Origin of the sequence: Streptomyces sp. NPDC007875 (assembly GCF_042868035.1) — a bacterium.
In the GTDB taxonomy this organism is placed as follows: domain Bacteria; phylum Actinomycetota; class Actinomycetes; order Streptomycetales; family Streptomycetaceae; genus Streptomyces; species Streptomyces antimycoticus.
In genome coordinates, this window is record NZ_JBIADZ010000005.1 from 79,798 (window position 1) to 100,667 (window position 20,870).

The following is a 20,870-nucleotide window of genomic DNA, read 5'->3' on the forward strand; positions in this document are numbered from 1 at the left end:
TGATCACTGGCGCTCCACCACGAACCCCGCCCGCGCGCCGTCGGTGAGCGAGGGCTCCGCCTCCGCGAGCCGGGTCCCCTCCAGCACCCCGCCGGGCGCGATGGGGGCGTCCAGCGGGCGGAAGGCGGCCAGCGCCTCGGCGGCGTACTCGCGGGAGGGGAAGGCGAACAGGAAGCCGTCCTTGTGCGCCTCCCCGTCGACACCGGCCGCCTCCAACTCCTCGAAGAGCCCGAAGGTGCCGCTCGCGAGCGCGCCGAGGGCGGCGGCCCCGCACGCGTAGTGGCGCGAGGTGGCCCGCAGCCCGAACCGGACCAGGAACCCCAGCAGTCCGGCACCGGCCGGGGGGGGTGGATGGCAAGGGCGCTGTCCGGGCGGTGCAAGCCGCGCAGCGCCGTACCGATGACACCGGGCGCGGCCAGCGGTTCGACCAGGTCTGGGCAGACCTCCCCGGCGTTGCCGCGGGAGGCGCCGCTGCCCAGCCGGTCGCGTTCGAGGACGGTGACCCGCAGCCCGGCGGCGCTGAGGTAGTGGGCACAGGTCAGGCACCTCCCCCAACATGGAGAAGCTGGCCGCCGCCAAGCCCGATCTGATCCTGGTCAACAGCACCCAGGGCAATCTCCACTCCACCCTGTCCGCCATCGCCCCGACCGTGGTCAGCAAGACGCTGACATGAGCACTTCGGGCGGTGACATCGGATACCTCGGGCGGTGCCACGGGCGTCCCCCATGGCCGAAACCGAACCCCCGACCGGCGGGCCGGGCCCCTCGACGCCCCGGTCGGCCGTGTCAACCTCCGACCGGCATAAGCCACCGTCACACCCCGTATGCGATCGGGACAATGCGTCACCACAAGACCGTCCTCAGGCAATAGTCTCGGCGTACAGGACGTGGCTGAGGAGGCGCCCATGGGGACCGGCGATCGCGAGCAGGCATACGCACGGGCTCGGCAGGAGGCCGAGCGGCTCACCGCGAGCGGAATCCAGGGCATCGCGCTGACCTGGGTGGACAACGCGGGGGTGACCCGGGCGAAGTCCGTGCCCACCACGCGGCTGCCCCATGCCGCGCGGCGCGGGGTCGGGATGTCCCCCGTCTTCGACGTCTTTCTCGTGGACGACTCCATGACCACCAGCCGCCATATCGGCGGCCCCGACGGGGATCTGCGGCTCATCCCCGACCTGGACCGGCTCATCCCGCTGGCCGCCCAGCCCGGCTGGGCCTGGGCCCCGGTCGACCGGTACGACCAGCAGGGCCGGGCGCACCCCGTCTGCCAGCGGCTGTTCGCCCGGCGGATGGCCGAGCGGGCGCGCGAGCGGGGGCTGAGCGTACGCATGGGGTTCGAGACCGAGTGGGTCGTCACCACCGGCGACCCGGACCAGGACCCGCCGCGCTACCCCTCCGCCGGTCCCGCCTACGGCATGGCGCGCGTGGCCGACCTCGCCGACTACCTCGCCGATCTGCTCGGGGCGCTGGACGCGCAGCAGACCGAGGTGCTTCAGCTCCACCCGGAGTACTCCCCCGGGCAGTTCGAGGTGTCCCTGGCGCCCACCGACCCGGTCGGCGCCGCCGATCTCGCCGTGCTGGTGCGGGAGACGATCCGGGCGTGCTCCGGGCGCGCCGGGCTCAACCCGATGTTCGGCCCGGTGGTGGACCCGGGCGGGGTCGGCAACGGCGCGCATGTCCATGTGAGCCTGTGGCAGGGGGACCGCAATCTGTGCCGGGACGGCGACGGGCCGCACGGCATGACGGCATCGGCCGAGGCGTTCCTCGCCGGGGTGCTGCGCGAACTGCCCGCCCTGCTCGCCATCGGCGCCCCCTCCCCCGCGAGCTACCTCCGCCTCGAACCCTCCCGCTGGGCCGGGGCGTACCAGTGCTGGGGCCTGGAGAACCGCGAGGCCGCGGTGCGCTTCATCACCGGCGCACCGGACGACCCGGGAGCGGCCAACGCCGAGATCAAGTCCTTCGACCCGGCGGCCAATCCCTATCTGGTGGCGGGCGCGGTCATCGCCGCGGGCCTCGGCGGGATGGACTCCGGGCTCTCCCTGCCGCCACCCGTCTCCGGGGACCCCGCGGTCGAGGGGCGCGAGCGGCGGCTGCCCACCTCGCTGCTGACGGCGCTGGAGCACTTCGAGGACTCGACGGTGCTGCGCGAGGCGCTGGGCGATCCGCTCTTCGAGTCGATCGCCGCGGTGCGCCGGGCGGAGGCCGCCCTGTTCGAGAAGTCGTCCCCGGGGGAGATCGCCGTCGCGACCCGGAGGCGGTACTGACCGATGGAGGCCGCCGAGCAGACGGATCCGACCGAGCCGCCGCTGCCGCCTCTGGTCGACCACCACTGCCATGGGGTGGTCCGCTCCGAGCTGAGCTCGGCCGCGTTCGAGGCGTTCCTGACCGAATCCGACGCGCCCGCCGCGCTCGGCACCACCTTCTTCGACAGCCAGCTGGGGTTCGCGGTGCGCCGCTGGTGTCCGCCGCTCCTGGGCCTCGAGCCGCACTGCCCGCCCGCCCACTACCTCGCCCGGCGGCGCGAGTTGGGCGCGCGGGAGGTGACCCGGCGGCTGCTGAGCTCCACCGGGATCAGCGAGTTCCTGGTGGACACCGGGCTGCCGGGCAACCTGACCACCCCTCAGGAATTGGCCCTCGCGGCGGGCGGCACCGCTCATGAGATCGTCCGTCTGGAGCAGTTGGCGGAGCGGATCGCCGACACCTCGCTGACCGCCGACGACTTCCTGGCCGGGGTGGCGGACGGGATCCGGGAAGCGGCCCGTACGGCGGCCGGTTTCAAGTCGGTGGCCGCCTACCGCTATGGGCTGGACTTCGAGCCGGATCCGCCGGGCCCCGGCGCCGTCCACACCGCCGCCGAGCACTGGCTCGCCCGGCGCGGTCAGGGCGGCACCGCCGCCGCCCGGGTCACCGACCCCGTGCTGCTGCGCCATCTGCTGTGGTCGGCGGCGTACACCGGGCTGCCGCTGCAACTGCACACCGGCTTCGGCGATCCCGATCTGCGGCTGGACCGCTGCGATCCGCTGGCCCTCACCGACTTCATCCGCGCGGTGCGCCCCACGGGCTGCACGCTGATCCTGCTGCACGGCTATCCGTACCACCGCGGCGCCGCCTATCTGGCCGCCGTCTTCCCGCATGTCTACGCCGATGTGGGACTGGCCCTGTCGCACACCGGGGCGCGGGCCGGGGCCGTGCTCGCCGAGATGCTGGAACTGGCCCCGTTCGGCAAGGTGCTCTTCTCGACCGATGCCTACGGGCTGCCCGAACTGTATGTGGTGGGGGCGCGGCTCTTCCGGGAGGCGCTGACCGGGCTGCTGACCCACTGGGTCGCGGAGGGCGCCTGGTCGCGCCGCGACGCCCGCCGGGTGGCGGCGCTGCTGGGCGCGGACAACGCCCGCCGCGTCTATGGCCTCGGCACCCCGGCTCCCCGCGAAGGCTAGGCATGTCCGGCGGATCTTCGCTCCTGTGACATCAGCGGCTGTCCCGCGGCGTCTGGTGCAGGGGGCACCTCCCAGCGGTAGGTGGGGAGCATCGCAAGGCGGAGGGTGTGTGGGTCACGGATTGATGGTGTGCAGGACGGTGTCGAACGGCGACTGGTTGAAGTTGGTATCTCCTTCGTACTGGCTGCAGACGGTGTACTCACCGGCTGGAAAGTTGTTGATGGTGAAGAGGGTGAAGCCGTTGCCGTCCAGGGCCACGGTTGCGCCGAAGACGGTGGTGCCATCCTTGTCGATGCCGGTGCCGACGTTGCCGGTGGGGACGCCCGCTCCCGGGGGCACGGCTTCCACGAAGGCGATGTAGCTGACCGTCTCTCCCACCGTGGGAAGCCATGAGGGGCCCTCCGAATGGTGTGGTTCGGTGGGCCGTTGCTCGCCCTGCGACGCCTGATCAGCGCGCGGGGGCGCATCGGGGGCCAGGGGATGTACACGTACGGAGATCGACGCCGAGTCGTGCCCGCTGGAGGGTTGCCCGCGTCACCGTCCGCCGGCGGAGGTGGAACCCACCGGTCTATAGCACCAGTAGGCGCGCGACTCACGGTCGACGCCAGAGTAAGGCGCCCGAATTACCCCGTACGGCGCAGCGCTCGACGGACGTCCCCGCGCGCACCGCCCGTCCCGTGCGGTGCGCGTCCCGCACGGTCGGGGCACCGCGTACGCAGGGAGCACCCGGTCCCGCCCCACCGATTCCCTGGGGCGGGACCACAACGGCCGGTAAGAGCGGCAGGCGCCGGCCTCGACGTTTCGTGACGGCCCGTCGGTTCTTCCGGTGGGCCGTTTCGGCTTGTCGGGCGGGTTGCGGGCAGGCTGGTGGCCAGGAGGTCGGCCGCCGCGCCGAAGCGAACCAACCCCAGCCCGCCCGGCGGCCGACCGGGGCTCCAACCCCTGTGCGCCCGGAGGCGGCGGCGGGCGACCGGAGCGACGGTGACACGCCGCCGCGAGCCTCGCACGTACGGGAACGGGGTCCCCGCCCGGCGCGGCGCGCATACCCAGTACCGTGCCGGAACGTACTCGACCGTAACCGGAGGAGATCGCATGCGGATCGACGGCACGACCGTCCTGCTCACCGGGGCCACGGGCGGCATCGGGCAGACTCTGGCCCGCGCGCTCGCGGCCAAGGGTGCCAAGCTGCTGCTCACCGGGCGCCGTGAGGAGGTGCTGCGGCCGCTGGCCGAGCGGCTGGGCGGCCGGGTGATCGTCGCCGATCTGGCCGAACGGTCCGATCTGGAGCGCCTGGTCGAGGAGGCGGCGGACGCCCGGATCCTCATCGCCAACGCCGCGCTGCCCTCCAGCGGCCCGGTCCTGGACTACCGGCCCGAGGAGCTGGACCGCGCCCTCGACGTCAATCTGCGCGCCCCGATGCTGCTGTCGCGGCTGATGGCACCGCGCATGGTGGATTCGGGATCCGGTCAGCTGGTGATGATCGGCTCGCTGTCGGGCCGTACGGCCTCCCCCGGCGCCGCGCTCTACAACGCGGCCAAGTTCGGGCTGCGCGGCTTCGCCCTCGGGCTGCGGCAGGACCTGCATGGCACGGGGGTGGGGGTCTCGCTGGTGCAGCCCGGATTCGTGGGCGACGCCGGGATGTTCGCCGACGCGGGCACGTCCCTCCCCACCGGGGTCCGCACGATCTCCAGCCGCCGGGTGGCGGCCGCGACCATCCGGGCCATCGAGCGGAACCGGGCCGAGGTGAACGTGGCGCCGCTGGAGCTGCGCCTGGGCAGCGCCCTCGGCGGGCTGTTCCCGACCCTCGCCGAGCGGGCCCAGCGGAGTGCGGGCGCCGGGGAGACGTCCCGTCAGCTCGCCGACGGGCAACGCGGCAAGCGATAGCCCCACGGCCTGATGTGCGGGCGGTGTCAATGACCGTCCGCGCACGGGTCATTGACACCGCCCAGCCACCATGCCAAAGTTTCGCGACCCTGGTCGGACAACGTTGTCAAGCGGAGGTGCGTCCCATGCGGTCGCTGATCGGTGGAATCCGTGCGCGCATAGCGGGCACGGTCGCGGGCGTGTTGACGGCGGCGCTGCTGGGCGGCGGTCTGCTGGGACCGCCGGGGGCGGCGGCGGCCTCCGCCGCCGGGGGCCCTCCGGCCGACCCCACCTCGCTGGTCCATCCCTTCGTGGGCACCGAGAACTTCGGCAACACCTTCCCCGGCGCGAGCGCCCCGTTCGGCATGGTCCAGGTCAGCCCGGACACCGGCGGTCAGGGCGGCTACGACTACGACCAGAACGCCATCCACGGCTTCAGCCAGACCCATCTCTCCGGCGTCGGCTGCGGGGTGGCTGGCGAGCTGCCCATCATGCCGACGACCGGCGCGGTCACCGACGTCGACCCGGAGCACTACCGCTCCACCTACAGCCATGACGACGAGGAGGCCACCCCGGGCTACTACCGGGTGGGCCTGAAGACCTACGGCATCGACGCCGAGCTGACCGCGACTCAGCGCACCGGCTGGCAGCGCTACACCTTCCCGGCCACCGGCGCGGCCAATGTGCTGTTCAACACCGGCAAGGCCAATCAGAACGTCTTCGACTCCGAGATCCGCGTGGTCGGGGACCGGACCGTCGAGGGCCGGGTGGAGGCCGGGAACTTCTGCGCCGGAAAGGACCGGCACACCGTCTACTTCACCGCCACCTTCGACCGCCCCTTCGCCTCCTACGGCACCTGGCGCGGCACGACCCCCTCCCCCGACTCCCGCGAGGCGGCCGGAGAGGGCGGCAACGGCGCCTGGGCCAGCTTCGACACGACCCAGGACCGGGATGTCGTGGTCAAGGTCGGGCTGTCGTACACCGGGCCGGAAGGCGCCCGGAAGAACCTCGCGGCCGAGACCGGCGACTCCTACGACTTCGACGCCACCCGCACCGCGCTGCACGACACCTGGCGCAAGAAGCTCGACGCGATCCGAGTCGGCGGCGGCACCGAGGAGCGGCAACGCGCCTTCTACACCGCGCTGTACCACGCCCAGCTGCACCCCAATGTGGCGGGCGACGTGGACGGCCGCTACACCGGTTTCGACGGCGCGACCCACACCGCCTCCGGCTATACGCCGTACCAGAACTTCTCGCTGTGGGACACCTACCGGCCGCAGAACCAGCTGCTGGAGCTGCTGGAGCCGGGGGTGGCCCGCGATGTCGCGCTGTCGGTCGTCGCCATCGGCCGGGACGGCGGCTGGCTGCCGCGCTGGGCGCTGGCCAACAGCGAGACCAACATCATGACGGGTGACCCGGTGACCCCGTTCCTCGTCGAGGCGTGGTCCAAGGGGCTGCTCGCCGGGCACGAGGACGAGGCGTACGCGCTGCTGAAGAAGAACGCGACCAGCACCCCGCCCGCCGACTCGCCCTACAACGGCCGCTCCGGAATGGACTATTACCGCAAGCTGGGCTATGTCCCCTCGGGGCTGAAGCTCGGCACCGACTGCGCCGACAAGGGCGGTGACAACGACTGCGTCCACCCCGCCTCGGCCACCCTGGAGTACTCCGCCGCGGACGCCGCGCTCGCCCTGATGGCGCGCGGACTCGGACACCGCGCCGACGCCCGGATGTTCGCCGAGCGCGGCCAGACCTTCCGTACGCTGTGGGACCCATCGATCGGGCACTTCCGGCCGCGCACGGCCGACGGAGCGTGGGTGACCCCGTACGACCCGGTGGAGGCGGGCAAGCAGTTCCATGAGGGCGGCGCCTACCAGTACCAGTGGCTGGTGCCGCAGGACCCGGCCGGTCTGGTGGAGCTGATGGGCGGCAGGCGCGCGGCCGAGAAACGGCTCGACGACTTCTTCGCCTACGACAAGCTGCTCACCGACCCGGCGGGCACGGCCCGCAAGGACTGGATCTCCGCCCCGTACGACTACTACGGCAAGCCCACCTACAACCCCAACAACGAGCCCGATCTGCACGCCCCGTACATGTATCTGTGGGCGGGCGCGCCCGCGAAGGCGGCGACCGCGGTGCGGGCGGCGATGACCCTGTTCACCACCGGGCCGGACGGGATGACCGGCAATGACGACCTCGGCACGATGTCGGCCTGGTACGTCTTCTCCTCACTGGGCCTGTACCCGACGATGAGCGGCGGGGACTTCCTCGCCCTGTCCAGCCCGCAGTTCGCCTCGGCCGTGGTCCGCATCGGGCGGTACGGCGCCCGGCAGGGCGGCACGCTGACGGTCACCGCACCGGGCGCGAGCGACGCCAAGCGGTATGTCCGCAGCGTCTCGCTGGGCGGCCGTCAGGTGGCGCGGACCTGGCTGGACTGGGACCAGGTCGCCCACGGCGGGAAGCTGGCCCACCGGCTGTCCACGGAGCCGTCGTCCTGGGGCACCGGCCCGGGCGCGGAGCCGCCGTCGGTGGGCGCCACCCGCAAGGGCTGAACCGGCCGGTTGTGGTGTAGGTTCTAGGGCCCGCCTGGACACACGGGCCTGGGGGTGTGGTCGAGCGAGGGAGCGGGTGTCCATGCGTGCTGTGGTGTTCGACGACTTCGGGCGCCGGCCCGAGGTCCGGAGCGTCGAGGACCCCGCTCCCTCCCCGCGCGGCGTGGTGATCCGCGTCGAGGCGACCGGGCTGTGCCGTAGCGACTGGCACGGCTGGATGGGGCACGACCCGGACATCCGGCTGCCGCATGTCCCCGGCCACGAGCTGGCGGGGGTGATCGAGGAGGTCGGTCCCGACGTCCTCAACTGGCGCCCGGGGCAGCGGGTCACCGTGCCGTTCGTATGCGCCTGTGGCCGCTGCGCCGCCTGTGCGGAAGGCGCCCAGCAGGTGTGCGAGCGGCAGACGCAGCCGGGGTTCACCCACTGGGGCTCGTTCGCCGAATACGTCGCGATCGAGAACGCCGATGTGAATCTGGTGGGGATACGCAACGAGCTGTCGTTCACCACGGCCGCCGGTCTGGGCTGCCGTTTTGCCACCGCCTTCCGCGCCGTCGTCGCCCAGGGCCAGGTCGCCCCGGGCGAATGGGTCGCGGTGCACGGCTGCGGCGGGGTGGGGCTGTCCGCGGTGATGATCGCCGCCGCGGCCGGGGCCCGGGTGGTGGCGGTGGACATCTCGCCGGAAGCGCTCGCCCTCGCGGCCCGGTTCGGCGCGGCGGTGTGCGTGGACGTGGCGTCCACGCTGGGCTCGGTGGCGGAGGCGGTCGCGGACGCCACGGGCGGCGGCGCCCATGTCTCGCTCGACGCGCTGGGCTCCCCGCGGACCTGCGCGGCGTCCATCAAGAGCCTGCGCCGCCACGGCCGCCATGTCCAGGTCGGACTGCTGCCACCGGCCGCCGGGACCCCGATGATCCCGATGGACCGGGTCATCGCGCAGGAGCTGCGCCTGCTGGGCAGCCACGGCATGGCCGCCCACGACTACGGCCCGATGATGGAGATGGTCGAGGCCGGTTCGCTGCGGCCGGATCTGCTGGTCACCGATGTCATCGGGCTGGACGCGGTCCCGGAGGCGCTGTCCACGATGGCGTCGGGGGCCAGGGGCGGGGTCACCGTCATCGAACCCCACCGCCCGCCGCTGACCGGAAACTGACGGCCCGTCCGGGCACGGCGCGCACACCGTCCCGCTGGTCCCCCGGCTCCCGTCCCCCGCCGCCGGAACGGTCGGCGATGGTTCCTGCGAGTGAGCCGAAGGGGCGCGTCGCTGTCGAAAGGGAGAGCGCGCGCAGGCCCCTGTGGAACGAAGGGGCCGAGCACGGTCGACCGTCGACAGCGGGCACCTCCCAGCGGTAGCTGGGGAAGGCTTGAGCGCCCCGGAGGGAACCGAGCCTCCAAAAGGCGTGGGCGGTCCGGGTCAGAGCGGCACGGCGCCCGTCGCGAGGGCGGCGGCGGTCATCACGAGCGTGGTGCCGAAGGCCCAGCGGAAGAGGAAGCGCTGGTGCTCCCCGAGCTGGACGCCGCTCATGCTGAGGAGGATGAAGGTCGCGGCGGTGAGCGGGCTCAGCGGGAAGCCGGTGGTCATCTGGCCGAGGACGGCGGCGCGGGCGATCTCGGCGTGGTCGGTGCCGAAGGCGTCGGCGGTCCCAGCGAGGACCGGCAGAACGCCGAAGTAGTAGGCGTCCGGGGTGAGGACGAGGCTCAGCGGCATGCTGGTGACGGCCACGAGCACCGGCAGATGCCCGCCGAGCCCGTCGGGGATGATGTCGACCAGCGCCTCGGCCATCTTCCCGATCATTCCCGTGCCGCCGAGGATGCCGGTGAACACCCCGGCCGCGAAGATCATGGTGATGACGAGCACCACGCTCTTGCCGTGCTTCTCCAGCAGCTCCTGCTGGTCCTCCCAGCGGGGGTGGTTGACCAGCAGCGCGAGGACGAAGGCGAAGACGAAGAGCACGGGCAGCGGCATGGCCTCCAGCACCAGGCAGACCAGCAGCGCCACGGTGAGCAGCAGGTTGAAGGCGGTGAGCGCGAGGCCGGAGCGGGCGGCGACCCGGGGCGTGCCGGGGCCGTCCCCGACCGCCACCTCGGCCAGTGGGGCGGGCTCGAGGGCTTCGAGCCGCCGCCGCTCACGGCGTCCGATGAGGTAGGCGGCCAGGAGCACCCAGGCGATTCCGGCGGCAAGGGCGGGCAGCAGCGGCGTGATGATGTCGGACGTGTCGATCTTCAGGGCCGCGGCGGCACGGGCCGTCGGCCCGCCCCACGGAATCATGTTCATCACGCCCGCGCCGAGGCCGACGACCCCGGCGAGCACCAGCCGGCTCATCCCGAGCCGCTGATAGACGGGGAGCATCGCGGAGATGCTGATGAGGAAGGTCGAGGCGCCGTCGCCGTCGAGCCCGACGCACACCGTCAGCACGGCGGTGCCGACGGTGATCCGTACCGGGTCGTTCTTGGCGGCGCGCAGAATGCCGCGGATCAGCGGTTCGAAGAGGCCCGCGTCGATCATCAGGCTGAAGTAGAGCACCGCGAAGGCGATCATGATGCCGGTCGGGGCGACCTTGGACAGCCCGTCGAGCGCCATCGGGCCCAGGTCGTCGCCGTATCCGCCGATGACCGCGGTGACCACGGGCGTGAGAACGAGGGCGACCAGCACGGAGACCCGTTTGAACATGGTCAGCAGCAGGAAGCCGCCGATCGTGCAGAATCCCAGTGCTGCCAGCATGGCCGCTCGCTTCCTCGTCCGGTCGGGTGCTGCCGAAGAGTTTCCGAGCGGGGAAAGATCCGCGTCCAGCATTGAACACAGATCTATCCATGCGATCTGCGCAACAGTTCCGCCGCGCGGCGACCGCGCCTACGCTCACGGACCATGGACGTCACCCTGCGCCAGCTGACCGCGTACGCGGCGGTCGCGCGCGCCGTGAGCTTCACCGCGGCCGCCGCCGAACTGCATGTGTCCCAGTCGTCGCTGAGCCGTGCGGTCGCCGATCTGGAACGGACGCTGGGGATGCGGCTGCTGGAGCGGGACACCCGCAATGTGCGGCTCACCCCGGCGGGCGCCGAGGCGCTGCGGATCGCCGACCAGATCCTCTCCGCGCACCGCGCGGGCCTGGCCCAGCTGGGGCGCTACGGGGCCGGTGAACGCGGTGCGGTGGCCCTGGCGACCCTGCCCTCGGTCGCGGCCGTGCTGCTGCCGCCGGTGATCTCCGCCTTCCGCGCACGGCGCCCGGAGATGACCGTACGGCTGCTGGACGGGCTCGAACGCTCGGTGCTGGAGCGGGTGGTCGACGGGGACGCCGACTTCGCGGTCAGCACGGTGGCCCGGCGTGCCCCGGGCATACAGCTGCGGCCGCTGGTGCGCGACCGCTTCGACGCGGTGCTCCCGGAGCACCATCCGCTGGCCGAGCGGGAGGAGGTGACCTGGGAGGAGCTGGGCCGGGAGCCGTTTCTCGCGGTGGGCACCGACTCCAGCGTGCGCCGGATGACCGACGCGGCCTTCGCCCAGGCCGGTATGGAGGCGAACCCGACGGCCGAGGCGTCGAACGTGGCCACGGTGGGCGGGCTGGTGTCCGCCGGGCTCGGCGTCTCCGCGCTGCCGGCCCTGGTCCATCCGCTGGTGGTGCCGGGTCGGCTGGTGCGGCGCCCGCTGGTGGGGCCGGTGGTGGAGCGCCGGCTGTACGTCGTCCTGCCGACGCGCCGCACCCTGCCGCCGGGGGCGCGCCGCTTCCTGGACCAGCTGGAGGAGTTCCGCTCCGCCGCCGATGCCCTGCCGGCGGGGGTGGCGTGGGAGGAGGCGGACGACGGGCCGTGGTGAGGCACGGGTGCGCCACCCGGCCCGTGCGGCGTCCTTGCGTCATCCTTGCGAGATCCGCATGAATTGATCCCCTTTCATTGCTGGACGCGCATACACCCCACCCCCCAGCCTGGCCGCATGGAGGACCAGACCAGCACACGGCAGGGACAGCTCACAGGGCTGAAGGTGGTGGAGTTCGCCCATGTGGTGGCGGGCCCCCTCGCCGGGGGGATGCTCGCCGACCAGGGGGCGGACGTCGTCCACGTGGAGCCGCCGGGCTCCGGTGACGCGGCGAGGGCGATGGGACCGCGGCGCGACGGCGTTCCGCTCTGGTTCAAGGTGGCGGGCCGCAACAAGCGCTCGGTGACCCTGGATCTGCACCACGAGGAGGGCCGGGAGGTCGCCCGGGAGCTGATCGCCTGGGCCGATGTGGTGATCGTGACGCTCCGGGCGGGCCGCCTGCGCACCTGGGGCCTGGACTGGGAGGCCGTCCACGCGCTCAACCCCACCGCGATCCTGCTGCAGATCTCCGGCTTCGGCGCGACCTCTTCCCGTGCCGACGCACCCGGCTTCGGGAAGATGGGCGAGGCCCGCAGCGGTGTGGTCCATCTCACCGGCTTCCCGGACGGCCCGCCCGTGCACACCGGCTTCTCGCACGGTGACGCGGTCACCGGGCTGATGGGCGCGTTCGCGATCCTGGCCGCCCTGCACCGCCGTGACACCGACCCGGACTTCGACGGCGAGTGGATCGACCTGGCGCTGTTCGAGCCGCTCTACCGCCTGGTGGAGTGGCAGATCATCGCGTACGACCAGCTCGGCACGGCCCCCGAGCGGGCGGGCAATCAACTGGCCGTCGCCCCGGCCGCCGTCATCAACACCTACCGCAGCGCCGACGGCGACTGGCTCACCGTCACGTCCGCCACCACCCGCTCGGTGCGCAATGTGGTGCGACTGCTGGGCCTGCCCGACGAGGAGTTCGCCACCGTGGACCAGCAGCACGCGGGGCGCGAGCGGCTCGACGCGGCGCTGCGGGACTGGGTCGCGGTGCGCCCGGCGGCCGAGTGCCTGGCGGCGTTCGAACGGGCCGAGGTGGTGGCCTCGCGGGTGTTCACCGCAGCCGACATCGCCGCCGACCCGGTCTACGCCGAACGCGAGGACATCATCACGGTGGACGACGCCGACCTCGGCCCGGTGCGGATGCAGTCGGTGATCCCGCGCTTCCACCGCTCCCCCGGCGCCGTGTGGCGGACCGGCCCCGCGCTCGGCGCGGACAACGCGCTGGTCTACGGGGAGTGGCTGGGCATCGACGACGGACGGCTGGCGAAGCTGGAGGCCGAGGGTGTCATCTGACGGCGATACGGGGGCGACGGGCGTGACGACGCACCGCGTCCCCCTGCGCTCCCTGCTCTTCGTGCCCGGCAGCCGGACCGACTGGCTGCCCAAGGCGGAGGCGGCGGGCGCCGACGCGGCCATCCTCGACCTGGAGGACGCCGTCCCGGAGGACGGTAAGGCGGCAGCACGCGAGGCCGTGGCCGGGGCCGTCGAGGGGGCGGTGTCCGGAGCCATCGACCGGGGGACCGGAACTCCCGCTCCGATGCGGCTGCTCGTACGAATCAACGCGCTGGACCGCGCCACGGGCTGGCAGGGCGCCGACGACCTGCGAGCGGTGGCCCGCCCCGGGCTCTACGGCATCGTGCTGCCCAAGGTGAGCGGCCCGGAGGACGTGACCACCGCCGACCGGCTGCTGGCGTGGTGCGAGCGCGAACACGGCCTGCCCGAGGGCCATTTCGCCCTGTTGCCGCTGCTGGAGACGGCACGCGGACTGCGCGAGGCGTACGCCATCGGCCGGGCCGCCGCCCGGATCGCCCACCTGGGCGCGGTGACCGCCCCGGGCGGGGACGTGGAGCGGGCGATCGGCTACCGGTGGAGCCCGGAGGGCGAGGAAACCCGTGAACTGCGGGCCCGGGCGCTGCTCGACGCACGCGCCGCGGACCGCCCCCATCCGGTGGCCGGGCTATGGGCGGACGTGGCGGACCTCGCGGGGCTGCGGCGCTTCGCCGAGCAGAACCGCGCCCTGGGGTACGAGGGGATGGCGGTGATCCACCCGTCCCATGTGCCGGTGGTCAACGAGGTGTTCGCACCGGATGCCGAGGAGCTGGCCCGCTGCGGACGGCTGATCGCGGCGGTGGAGCGGGCACAGGCCGAGGGGGCGGGGGCGGTGCTCTTCGAGGGGCGGATGGTCGACGAGGCGATGGCGGCGACGGCCCGCCACCTGCTGGCCCAGCACGGCGGGGGTTGAACGCGACCCCGGCCACCGAAACTTGCCCCACCCCGCCCCTCCCCGAAATCGGGGCTCCGCCCCGGCCCCGTCCCGGAGGCTCCGCCCCCAGGCCCCCATCGCGCTACCGCTGCCTGCGTACCCAGGCCATCAGGCCGACAACAGCCGATGACGACGGCCGGCGGCGTCATCATCGCCGGCTACCGGCCGTAGAACACGGGCCCGCCGGATCATGAGCACGGCGAGCGACCGCGCGGTGATCACCGCGGTTGAGGCCAGGGCAGCCGTGGCCGACAAGATGACGAGGGCAGGCCATATGTACATCAGCTGAGCCAGTGTCCCCGCACGGTTCATGAACAGGCCGACGAGGTCGGTGAGGTGAGCGAGAAGGACGATGGGAAGGGCACAGGGCAGCATGCGCAAGCCCATTCGCCACAGCGGTCGGTCCACGGTGCGCCGTGCCCAGCGGCGTGCTCGAACGGCGCCGAGCACGCCCAGGGCGACCGCCAGCAGGGTGAGCGCCGCGAGGGCGTAGTCGGCCTTCATGGCGAACGGGGTCCGCACCGTCGGGGACTTGCCCTGGGCCAGGTCGACCAGCCCCTGAAGCATGACGGCGGCGTCGTCCCCGGAGATCATGCCGGTGTTGGTCACGATCGCGATGCCGGTCCGGCTGTCGGGCAGCAGGGTCTGGATGGCGTTGTGGGTCAGGAGTTCACCGGTGTGCCGGATCTGCCGGGGCTCTTCCCCAGCGGGGCTCAGGGACCAGCCCATCGCGTACTCGCGCCCCTCCGGCGGGGTGTGCATGACGTCGATGCTCCGCGCGGAGACGACGCGCCGGCCCGTCGCGGACATGCCCTGGTTGTTCTGTGCGATCAGCCATTGGGAGAGGTCGTCCGCCGTGGTGACGACGCCGTGGCCCCCGGCCGCGAACCAGCGGGGGTGGGAACGTGAGAACAGCATGCCGTAGGCGCGGACGTAGCCCCGGGCGTGATCGGGCATCTCATCGGTGGTGTCGACGGACTCGGTGTGTGTCATGCCCAGCGGCCGGAACACTCGGGTGGCCATGTAGTCCGCGAAGGGCCGCCCGCTGACGACCTCGACCAGCCGTGCGGCGACGAAGTAGTTGGGGTTGTGGTAGTTCCACTCGGCTCCCGGTTCCGCGGCGAGCCCGGCCTTGCGCATATCCGCGACCGCCTCGGTGAGCGTGTGTGCCTGGGGCCGGGTCAGGTCGGGGTAGGCGGAGTCGGCCATGCCCGATGTCTGGTTCAGCAGCTGCCGTACCGTGATCTTTTGGGCCCGCCGGTCGGCCATCGTGAACTCGGGCAGATAGCGGTGGGCCGGCTTGTCCAGGTCGACTCTGCCGTCCTCCACCAGCCGCATGACGGCCAGGGCGGTCATGGACTTGGAGAGGGAGGCCACGGGCACCGGTGTCCGTGCGGTCATGGCGTTCCCGGCCGCGGTGTGCCCGTATCCGGCCGCGCGGACGACCTTGTCGCCCCTGGTGACCGCCACCACGGCACCTGGGAGCCGGGTCCGCTCCAGGTAGGCGTTGACGTAAGCGTCGATCGAGGCGGCGTCCAGCGTGGGGTGGGAGGGGGCGGCGACCGCGGTCGCCGGGCACCACCACGCCGTCGAGGCGATGACCAGGGCGGCCACCACCGGCCCGCGCGCCCCGCGTCGAACACCGCCGTGCCGGGGGCGGAGCACGCGTCGGACGAGCCGCGGCCCCGCGGCCCGGGCGGTCTTGCTGTAGGTGCTGTATCTACGCATCGGCATGGCTCTCATCCCACCGGGAGCGGGGCGGCCGCCACATTGGTGTGCGTGCGAGACCAGGGGTAGTGCGCGCACTACCGACCGAGGCCGGACGGGTCGCATATCTTCTGCGGGTGCCTTCTCGAACAGCCTGGCAGGCTCTCGCACAGCATCCCTTGGGGTTCCTGGCCTCGGCGTGGCCCTGGCGGGCGCTGGTCTATCTGCTGTCCGGGGTCGTCTTCGGCGCGATCGCCCTGGTCACGTTGCTGACCATGGCCGTGGCCGGGCTGGTGTCGCTGGTCGTGGTGGTGGGAGCCGGGCTCCTCCTCGCCGTGGCGCTGTCCGGCATCGTCGTCACCCGGATCGAACGCCGCCGGCTGCGGCTGGTGGACCTGGACCCGGCACCGGATCCGCACCGGGCTCCTGACCGTCCCGGGCCGCGGGGGTGGCTGGAGACCCGGCTGCGGGAGTCCGCGACCTGGCGGGAGCTGGGTTTCACCGCTGTGTCGCTGACCGCCCTGTGGTGGATGGATCTGCTCGTCCTCGGGTTCGCCCTGGCCCTGCCCGTACTGCTCATGACCTCACCGATGGATGATCCCGGTGCCTGGCCGTGGCTGGTCATCGGCCTGTGCCTGCTGCCCGCGGCGCCGTACACCATCACCGCCTGGGCCGGCGCCCGCGCCGCGCTGACCCGCCTGATCCTCGCACCGCGCGACGGCGAACTGGGCCGGGAGCTGACCGAAGTCCGGGCCTCCCGGGCGCGTCTGGTGGACGCCTTCGACGCCGAGCGCCGACGGATCGAGCGTGACCTGCACGACGGCGCCCAGCAGCGGCTCGTCTCCATCAATGTCATGCTCGGCCTGGCCGGTCTTGACGCGGAGCCGGGCTCGCCGGTCGCCCGGCAACTCGCTCTGGCCCAGAGCGAAGTCACCCTCGCCGTGGGCGAGTTGCGTGAGCTCAGCCGAGGTGTGCACCCCAAGGCCCTCACCGACCACGGACTCGCCGCGGCCGTCGGCAACCTCACCACCCGCTCCGCCCTGCCGGTCAGCGTCGACATCCGGCTTCCGTACCGCTTGCCCATGACCGTGGAGAGCACGGGGTACTTCGTCGTCGCCGAGGCCCTGGCCAACGCCACCAAGCACAGCCGGGCCACTCAGGCCGAGGTCCACGCCCGGCTGGAAGCGGATGTCCTGACGCTGACGGTCCACGACAACGGCGTCGGCGGGGCGGATCCGGCCGCGGGCACCGGGCTGGTCGGCCTGGCCGACCGCGTCGCCGCGGCGGACGGCAGACTGCGGATATCCAGCCCGGCGGGCGGCCCTACACTGCTGCGCGTGGAGCTCCCGTGCCGCTGAACATCGTGCTCGCCGAAGACTCACCGCTGTTGCGGGACGGCCTGGTCAGCGTGCTGACCCGGGTCGGCCACCAGGTGTCGGCGGCTGTCGGCGACGCCGACACGCTGATCACCGCGGCCCACGAGCACGACCCCGACATCGTCATCACCGATGTACGGATGCCACCGTGCAACGCCGACGACGGTCTCCGCGCCGCGGTCGCGCTACGCGATCACCGCGCCACCCTGCCCATTCTGGTGCTCAGCCAGTACATCGAGCAGTCCTACGCCACTCATCTGCTCGACCTGGGCAGCGACACCGGCATCGGCTATCTGCTCAAGGACCGGGTCAGTGCCGTCACCCAGTTCGCGAGCGCGGTCGAGGAGGTGGCCGCCGGTGCGACGGTCATGGACCCCGAAGTCGTGCGCCAGCTCCTGCGCCGACGGCATGACCCCCTGCGGCAGCTCACCCCCCGGGAGCGCGAGGTCCTCTCCCTCATGGCCGAGGGACGCTCCAATGGCGAGATCGCCCGCGACCTCTATGTCACCGAGGCCGCGGTCAACAAGCATGTCAGCAGCATCCTCCAGAAACTCGACCTCCGCCTGGACGGCCAGGGACACCGGCGCGTCCTCGCTGTTCTCGCCTACCTGCGCGCCTGACAGCCCGATGCCCCGAAAACGACGAAGGCCTCGACCCCGACCGCTTACGCGCTCCCAATCCACCGAATCCGACGCCGCCTGCCCGACTCGGCGTCAGGCGGCCATGGGGCTCTTGCGGCTATGTGCCTCTGGTGGCGTCAGTCCAGGACCGTCAGATCGAGCCCGCTCAGCCGCTCGGGGTCGGCCAGGATGTCGATCGCCACGATCCTGCCGTCCGTGACCGTGAAGGCCAGCACCGAGAACGGCCGCCCGTCCCGGGAGCTGACCACGCCCACGGCGCCGTTGACGAGCGCGGGACGGGCGAGGAGACCCGTGCTACTGAGGCGGGAGAAGGTGAGCGCCTGGTCCGCGACGGCGGCCGCGCCGTACACCTCGCGCGGGGCCGGGGCGGGCGCGGCGCCGTAGTCGGCGCGCAGGACGACATCCGGGTCGAGTACGGAGATCAGCCCCTCGAAGTCGCCGTCGTGCGCGGCGGCGAGGAAGGCGTTCACGATCTCGCGCTGCCGGGCCAGGTCCGCGTCGGGGACCGGGACCGCTCCGCGCACCCGGCGGCGGGCGCGGCTGGCGAGCTGACGGGCGGCGGCCGGGGTGCGGTCGACGATGGGGGCGATCTCGTCGAACGGCACGGCGAACAGATCGTGCAGGACGAAGGCCAGCCGTTCGGCGGGGGCCAGCGTCTCCAGGACGACCAGCAGGGCGAGGCCGACGGAGTCGGCGAGCAGCGCCTGGTCCTCGGGGCCGGGCCCGGTCTCACCGCTGATGACCGGGTCGGGGAGGTGCACCCCCAGCGGCTCCTCGCGCCGCGCGGTGCGCGAGCGCAGCATGTCCAGGCAGACCCGGCCGACGACGGTGGTCAGCCAGCCGCCGAGGTTCTCCACCGCGGCGGTGTCGGAGCGGCTGAGCCTCAGCCATGCCTCCTGGACGGCGTCGTCCGCCTCGCTCAGCGAGCCGAGCATGCGGTAGGCCACCGCCCGCAGATGACCGCGGTGGGCCTCGAAGCCCTCCGCCAGAAGGTGGTTCTCGTTCATCGGTCACATCCCCTTGTCGCGGACCGCACCGTCGCAGGCCACACCGTGCTGACGGATGGGCCGGGTGCGATGTGACGGAGGGGGACGGAATGTTTTGTGCGGGCCCGTGCACCCGTCCAGTCCCTTGACGCACTGCGATCACATCATTACATAAATTGGGAGCGCTCCCATATCTTCCACGCCTTCCCAAGGAGGGTCCGTCATGCCCGTGCCCCTGTTACCCCGTCCGCGCGGTGCGCGGACCGCCACCGCGCTGCTGACCGGTGCGCTGCTGCTGATCGCCACCCAGTCCGCGCCCGCCGGAGCGGACTCCCCCGCCGCGCTCTCGGCCTCCGCCGCGCCGTCCGCCGTCCAGGTCAATCAGCTGGGGTATCTGCCGGACGGCCCCAAACGCGCCACCGTCGTGAGCGCGAGCGCCACCGCCCTGCCCTGGCAGCTGCGCGACGCGGCGGGCCGCACCGCCGCCTCGGGCACCACCACCGTACGGGGCGCGGACGCCGCCTCCGGGCAGTCGGCCCATCTGGTGGACTTCTCCTCGTACCAGGGGACGGGCACCGGCTACACGCTTACCGTGGACGGCCGGACCAGCCATCCCTTCGACCTCCGCGCGAACCTCTATGACGGGCTGCGCACGGACGCGATGTCCTTCTTCTACCAGCAGCGCAGCGGTATCCCCATCGAGGCGTCACTGGCCGGTGCGGCCTACGCTCGCCCGGCGGGCCATCTGGGGGTCGCCCCCAACCGGGGCGACACCGCCGTGCCCTGCGTCAGCGGGGTGTGCGACTACACCCGGGATGTGCGCGGCGGCTGGTACGACGCCGGTGACCAGGGCAAATACGTGGTCAACGGCGGTCTCGCGGTCTGGCAGCTGGTCAACTCCTTCGAGCGCGCGAAGCGCACGGGGCACGCGGCGGCGCTCGGCGACTCCACACTGCGCGTCCCCGAGCGCGGCAACGGGATGCCCGATGTGCTCGACGAGGGGCGCTGGGAGCTGGAGTTCCTGATGCGCATGCAGATCCCGGAGGGCAAGCCACGGGCGGGAATGGCCTTCCACAAGGTCCATGACGCCGCCTGGACCGGGCTGCCCACCCGTCCGGAGCAGGACGCCGAGCCACGCGAGCTGCACGCGCCGTCCACCGCCGCGACCCTCAATCTGGCCGCCGCGGCGGCGCAGTGCGCCCGGGTCTACGCACCGTACGACGCCGCCTTCGCCGCCCGCTGCCTGGACTCCGCGCGCCGCGCCTGGGCCGCCGCGCAGGCGAACCCGGATGTGCTCGCACCGGGTTCCGACTCCACCGGCGGCGGGGCGTACGACGACAGCGAGGTGGGCGACGAGTTCTACTGGGCGGCGGCGGAGCTGTACGCGACCACCGGGGAGGCACGGTACCGGGACGCGGTCACCTCCTCGCCGTATCACACCGCGAGCGATGTGTTCACCCCGCTCGGCTTCAGCTGGCAGGACACCGCGCCCCTCGGCCGGATCGTCCTGGCCACCGTCCCCAACGGCCTGCCCGCCACCGACCGCGCCCGCGTCCGCGCCTCCGTGGTCTCGGCCGCCGACGGACAGCTCAGCACGATGGCCGGCCAGGGCTATGGAGTGCCGCTGCCGGCGGCCGGCTATGTGTGGGGCTCCAACGGCCAGGTGGCCAACAACGGGACCGTCATGGCCGTCGCCTACGAGCTCACCAAGCAGCGGCGCTACCGCACCGGGGCACTGGAGACGCTCGACTATCTGCTCGGCCGCAACGCACTCGGCCAGTCCTATGTGACCGGCTACGGCGAGCACGCCGCGCAGAACCAGCACCACCGCTTCTGGGCGCATCAGTACGACGCCTCGCTGCCGAACCCGCCCGCCGGATCCATCGCGGGCGGCGCCAACGCGGGACTGCAGGATCCGGTGGCGCAGGAGAAGCTCCCGGGCTGCGCGCCCGCGGCGTGCTACATCGACGACATCGGCTCGTACTCCACCAATGAGGTGGCGATCAACTGGAACGCGCCGCTGGCGTGGCTGGCCGCGTTTGCCGCGGAACGCGGCTGAGCGGGCGGGACGAGCCGACTCGGCGGGGGGGGGGGCGGGGGGCCCCCCCCCCCCCGCCGGGGGCCCCCCGCGGGGGGCCCCCCGGGGGGGGGCGGGGGGGGGGCCCCCCCGGGCGGGGGGGGGGCGGCACCCCCCCCCCCCCCCCC

Annotated in this window: 16 protein-coding genes and 2 pseudogenes; 12 read left to right on the top strand and 6 right to left on the bottom strand. The window is 72.7% G+C overall.

Features of this window, described 5'->3' with window-relative positions; genetic code table 11:
- Positions 1 to 3: 3 nt before the first annotated feature.
- On the bottom strand, positions 4 to 216 hold the full coding sequence (locus ACFYOY_RS12110) for a hypothetical protein (RefSeq protein WP_388586372.1): 213 nt from the start codon (positions 214 to 216) through the stop codon (positions 4 to 6).
- Positions 217 to 437: 221 nt separating this feature from the next.
- Positions 438 to 542 (bottom strand): annotated as a pseudogene (locus ACFYOY_RS12115) (FAD-dependent oxidoreductase); the annotation flags it as partial.
- A gap of 8 nt (positions 543 to 550) precedes the next feature.
- Between ACFYOY_RS12115 and ACFYOY_RS12120 the strand changes: the two are divergent.
- From ACFYOY_RS12120 to ACFYOY_RS12130, 3 genes and pseudogenes are all read left to right on the top strand, one after another.
- Positions 551 to 673 (top strand): annotated as a pseudogene (locus ACFYOY_RS12120) (iron-siderophore ABC transporter substrate-binding protein); the annotation flags it as partial.
- Positions 674 to 904: 231 nt separating this feature from the next.
- Positions 905 to 2,263 (top strand): glutamine synthetase family protein, encoded by a 1,359-nt coding sequence (locus tag ACFYOY_RS12125; RefSeq protein WP_351884543.1) that lies wholly within the window; start codon positions 905 to 907, stop codon positions 2,261 to 2,263.
- A gap of 3 nt (positions 2,264 to 2,266) precedes the next feature.
- The gene (locus ACFYOY_RS12130; protein WP_211122092.1) at positions 2,267 to 3,436 is read left to right on the top strand and encodes an amidohydrolase family protein; all 1,170 of its coding nucleotides are present in this window, start codon (positions 2,267 to 2,269) and stop codon (positions 3,434 to 3,436) included.
- A gap of 114 nt (positions 3,437 to 3,550) precedes the next feature.
- Here ACFYOY_RS12130 and ACFYOY_RS12135 read toward each other — a convergent pair whose 3' ends face one another.
- A complete protein-coding gene (locus ACFYOY_RS12135) occupies positions 3,551 to 3,814 on the bottom strand; it encodes an Ig-like domain-containing protein (protein WP_351884540.1) in 264 nt (87 codons plus the stop codon).
- A 714-nt stretch (positions 3,815 to 4,528) separates the two neighbouring features.
- On the opposite strand from ACFYOY_RS12135, the gene ACFYOY_RS12140 reads away from it, so the two are divergent.
- The 3 genes from ACFYOY_RS12140 (at position 4,529) to ACFYOY_RS12150 (ending at position 8,998) form a co-directional block, all read left to right on the top strand.
- Positions 4,529 to 5,320 carry an SDR family NAD(P)-dependent oxidoreductase gene (locus ACFYOY_RS12140; RefSeq protein ID WP_351884537.1) on the top strand — a complete coding sequence of 264 codons (792 nt, stop codon included), beginning with the start codon at positions 4,529 to 4,531 and terminating at the stop codon, positions 5,318 to 5,320.
- A 125-nt stretch (positions 5,321 to 5,445) separates the two neighbouring features.
- Positions 5,446 to 7,851 (top strand): GH92 family glycosyl hydrolase, encoded by a 2,406-nt coding sequence (locus ACFYOY_RS12145; protein ID WP_388586377.1) that lies wholly within the window; start codon positions 5,446 to 5,448, stop codon positions 7,849 to 7,851.
- Between the two features lie 82 nt (positions 7,852 to 7,933).
- Positions 7,934 to 8,998: a zinc-dependent alcohol dehydrogenase family protein gene (locus ACFYOY_RS12150; RefSeq protein WP_388586380.1), complete on the top strand. Its 1,065-nt coding sequence runs from the start codon at positions 7,934 to 7,936 to the stop codon at positions 8,996 to 8,998.
- A 261-nt stretch (positions 8,999 to 9,259) separates the two neighbouring features.
- On the opposite strand, the gene ACFYOY_RS12155 is transcribed toward ACFYOY_RS12150, so the two are convergent.
- The gene (locus tag ACFYOY_RS12155; RefSeq protein ID WP_351884528.1) at positions 9,260 to 10,567 is read right to left on the bottom strand and encodes a citrate:proton symporter; all 1,308 of its coding nucleotides are present in this window, start codon (positions 10,565 to 10,567) and stop codon (positions 9,260 to 9,262) included.
- A 144-nt stretch (positions 10,568 to 10,711) separates the two neighbouring features.
- On the opposite strand from ACFYOY_RS12155, the gene ACFYOY_RS12160 reads away from it, so the two are divergent.
- The 3 genes from ACFYOY_RS12160 to ACFYOY_RS12170 all read left to right on the top strand — a co-directional run bounded on the left by ACFYOY_RS12160 (position 10,712) and on the right by ACFYOY_RS12170 (position 13,934).
- On the top strand, positions 10,712 to 11,656 hold the full coding sequence (locus ACFYOY_RS12160; RefSeq protein ID WP_351884525.1) for a LysR family transcriptional regulator: 945 nt from the start codon (positions 10,712 to 10,714) through the stop codon (positions 11,654 to 11,656).
- 117 nt (positions 11,657 to 11,773) lie between these two features.
- The gene (locus ACFYOY_RS12165; protein WP_351884522.1) at positions 11,774 to 12,985 is read left to right on the top strand and encodes a CoA transferase; all 1,212 of its coding nucleotides are present in this window, start codon (positions 11,774 to 11,776) and stop codon (positions 12,983 to 12,985) included.
- Between the two features lie 22 nt (positions 12,986 to 13,007).
- Positions 13,008 to 13,934, top strand: a complete 927-nt coding sequence (locus ACFYOY_RS12170; protein ID WP_351884519.1) for an aldolase/citrate lyase family protein — start codon at positions 13,008 to 13,010, stop codon at positions 13,932 to 13,934.
- Between the two features lie 129 nt (positions 13,935 to 14,063).
- Here the strand turns inward: ACFYOY_RS12170 and ACFYOY_RS12175 are convergent, their stop codons facing one another.
- Positions 14,064 to 15,689: a serine hydrolase domain-containing protein gene (locus tag ACFYOY_RS12175; RefSeq protein WP_388586385.1), complete on the bottom strand. Its 1,626-nt coding sequence runs from the start codon at positions 15,687 to 15,689 to the stop codon at positions 14,064 to 14,066.
- A 110-nt stretch (positions 15,690 to 15,799) separates the two neighbouring features.
- Here ACFYOY_RS12175 and ACFYOY_RS12180 point away from each other — a divergent pair, with 110 nt between their 5' ends.
- Together ACFYOY_RS12180 and ACFYOY_RS12185 are read left to right on the top strand one after the other, a co-directional pair.
- The gene (locus tag ACFYOY_RS12180) at positions 15,800 to 17,020 is read left to right on the top strand and encodes a sensor histidine kinase (protein WP_388586387.1); all 1,221 of its coding nucleotides are present in this window, start codon (positions 15,800 to 15,802) and stop codon (positions 17,018 to 17,020) included.
- Complete coding sequence (locus tag ACFYOY_RS12185) at positions 17,011 to 17,658, top strand: response regulator (RefSeq protein ID WP_388586390.1); 648 nt, start codon at positions 17,011 to 17,013, stop codon at positions 17,656 to 17,658. The genes ACFYOY_RS12180 and ACFYOY_RS12185 overlap by 10 nt, the downstream gene beginning before the upstream one ends.
- A 137-nt stretch (positions 17,659 to 17,795) precedes the next feature.
- Here ACFYOY_RS12185 and sigJ read toward each other — a convergent pair whose 3' ends face one another.
- The gene (sigJ, locus tag ACFYOY_RS12190; protein WP_351884507.1) at positions 17,796 to 18,686 is read right to left on the bottom strand and encodes an RNA polymerase sigma factor SigJ; all 891 of its coding nucleotides are present in this window, start codon (positions 18,684 to 18,686) and stop codon (positions 17,796 to 17,798) included.
- Between the two features lie 202 nt (positions 18,687 to 18,888).
- On the opposite strand from sigJ, the gene ACFYOY_RS12195 reads away from it, so the two are divergent.
- Entirely contained in the window at positions 18,889 to 20,724 is a 1,836-nt protein-coding gene (locus tag ACFYOY_RS12195) for a glycoside hydrolase family 9 protein (protein WP_351884504.1), read from the top strand.
- The last annotated feature ends 146 nt before the right edge of the window (positions 20,725 to 20,870 follow it).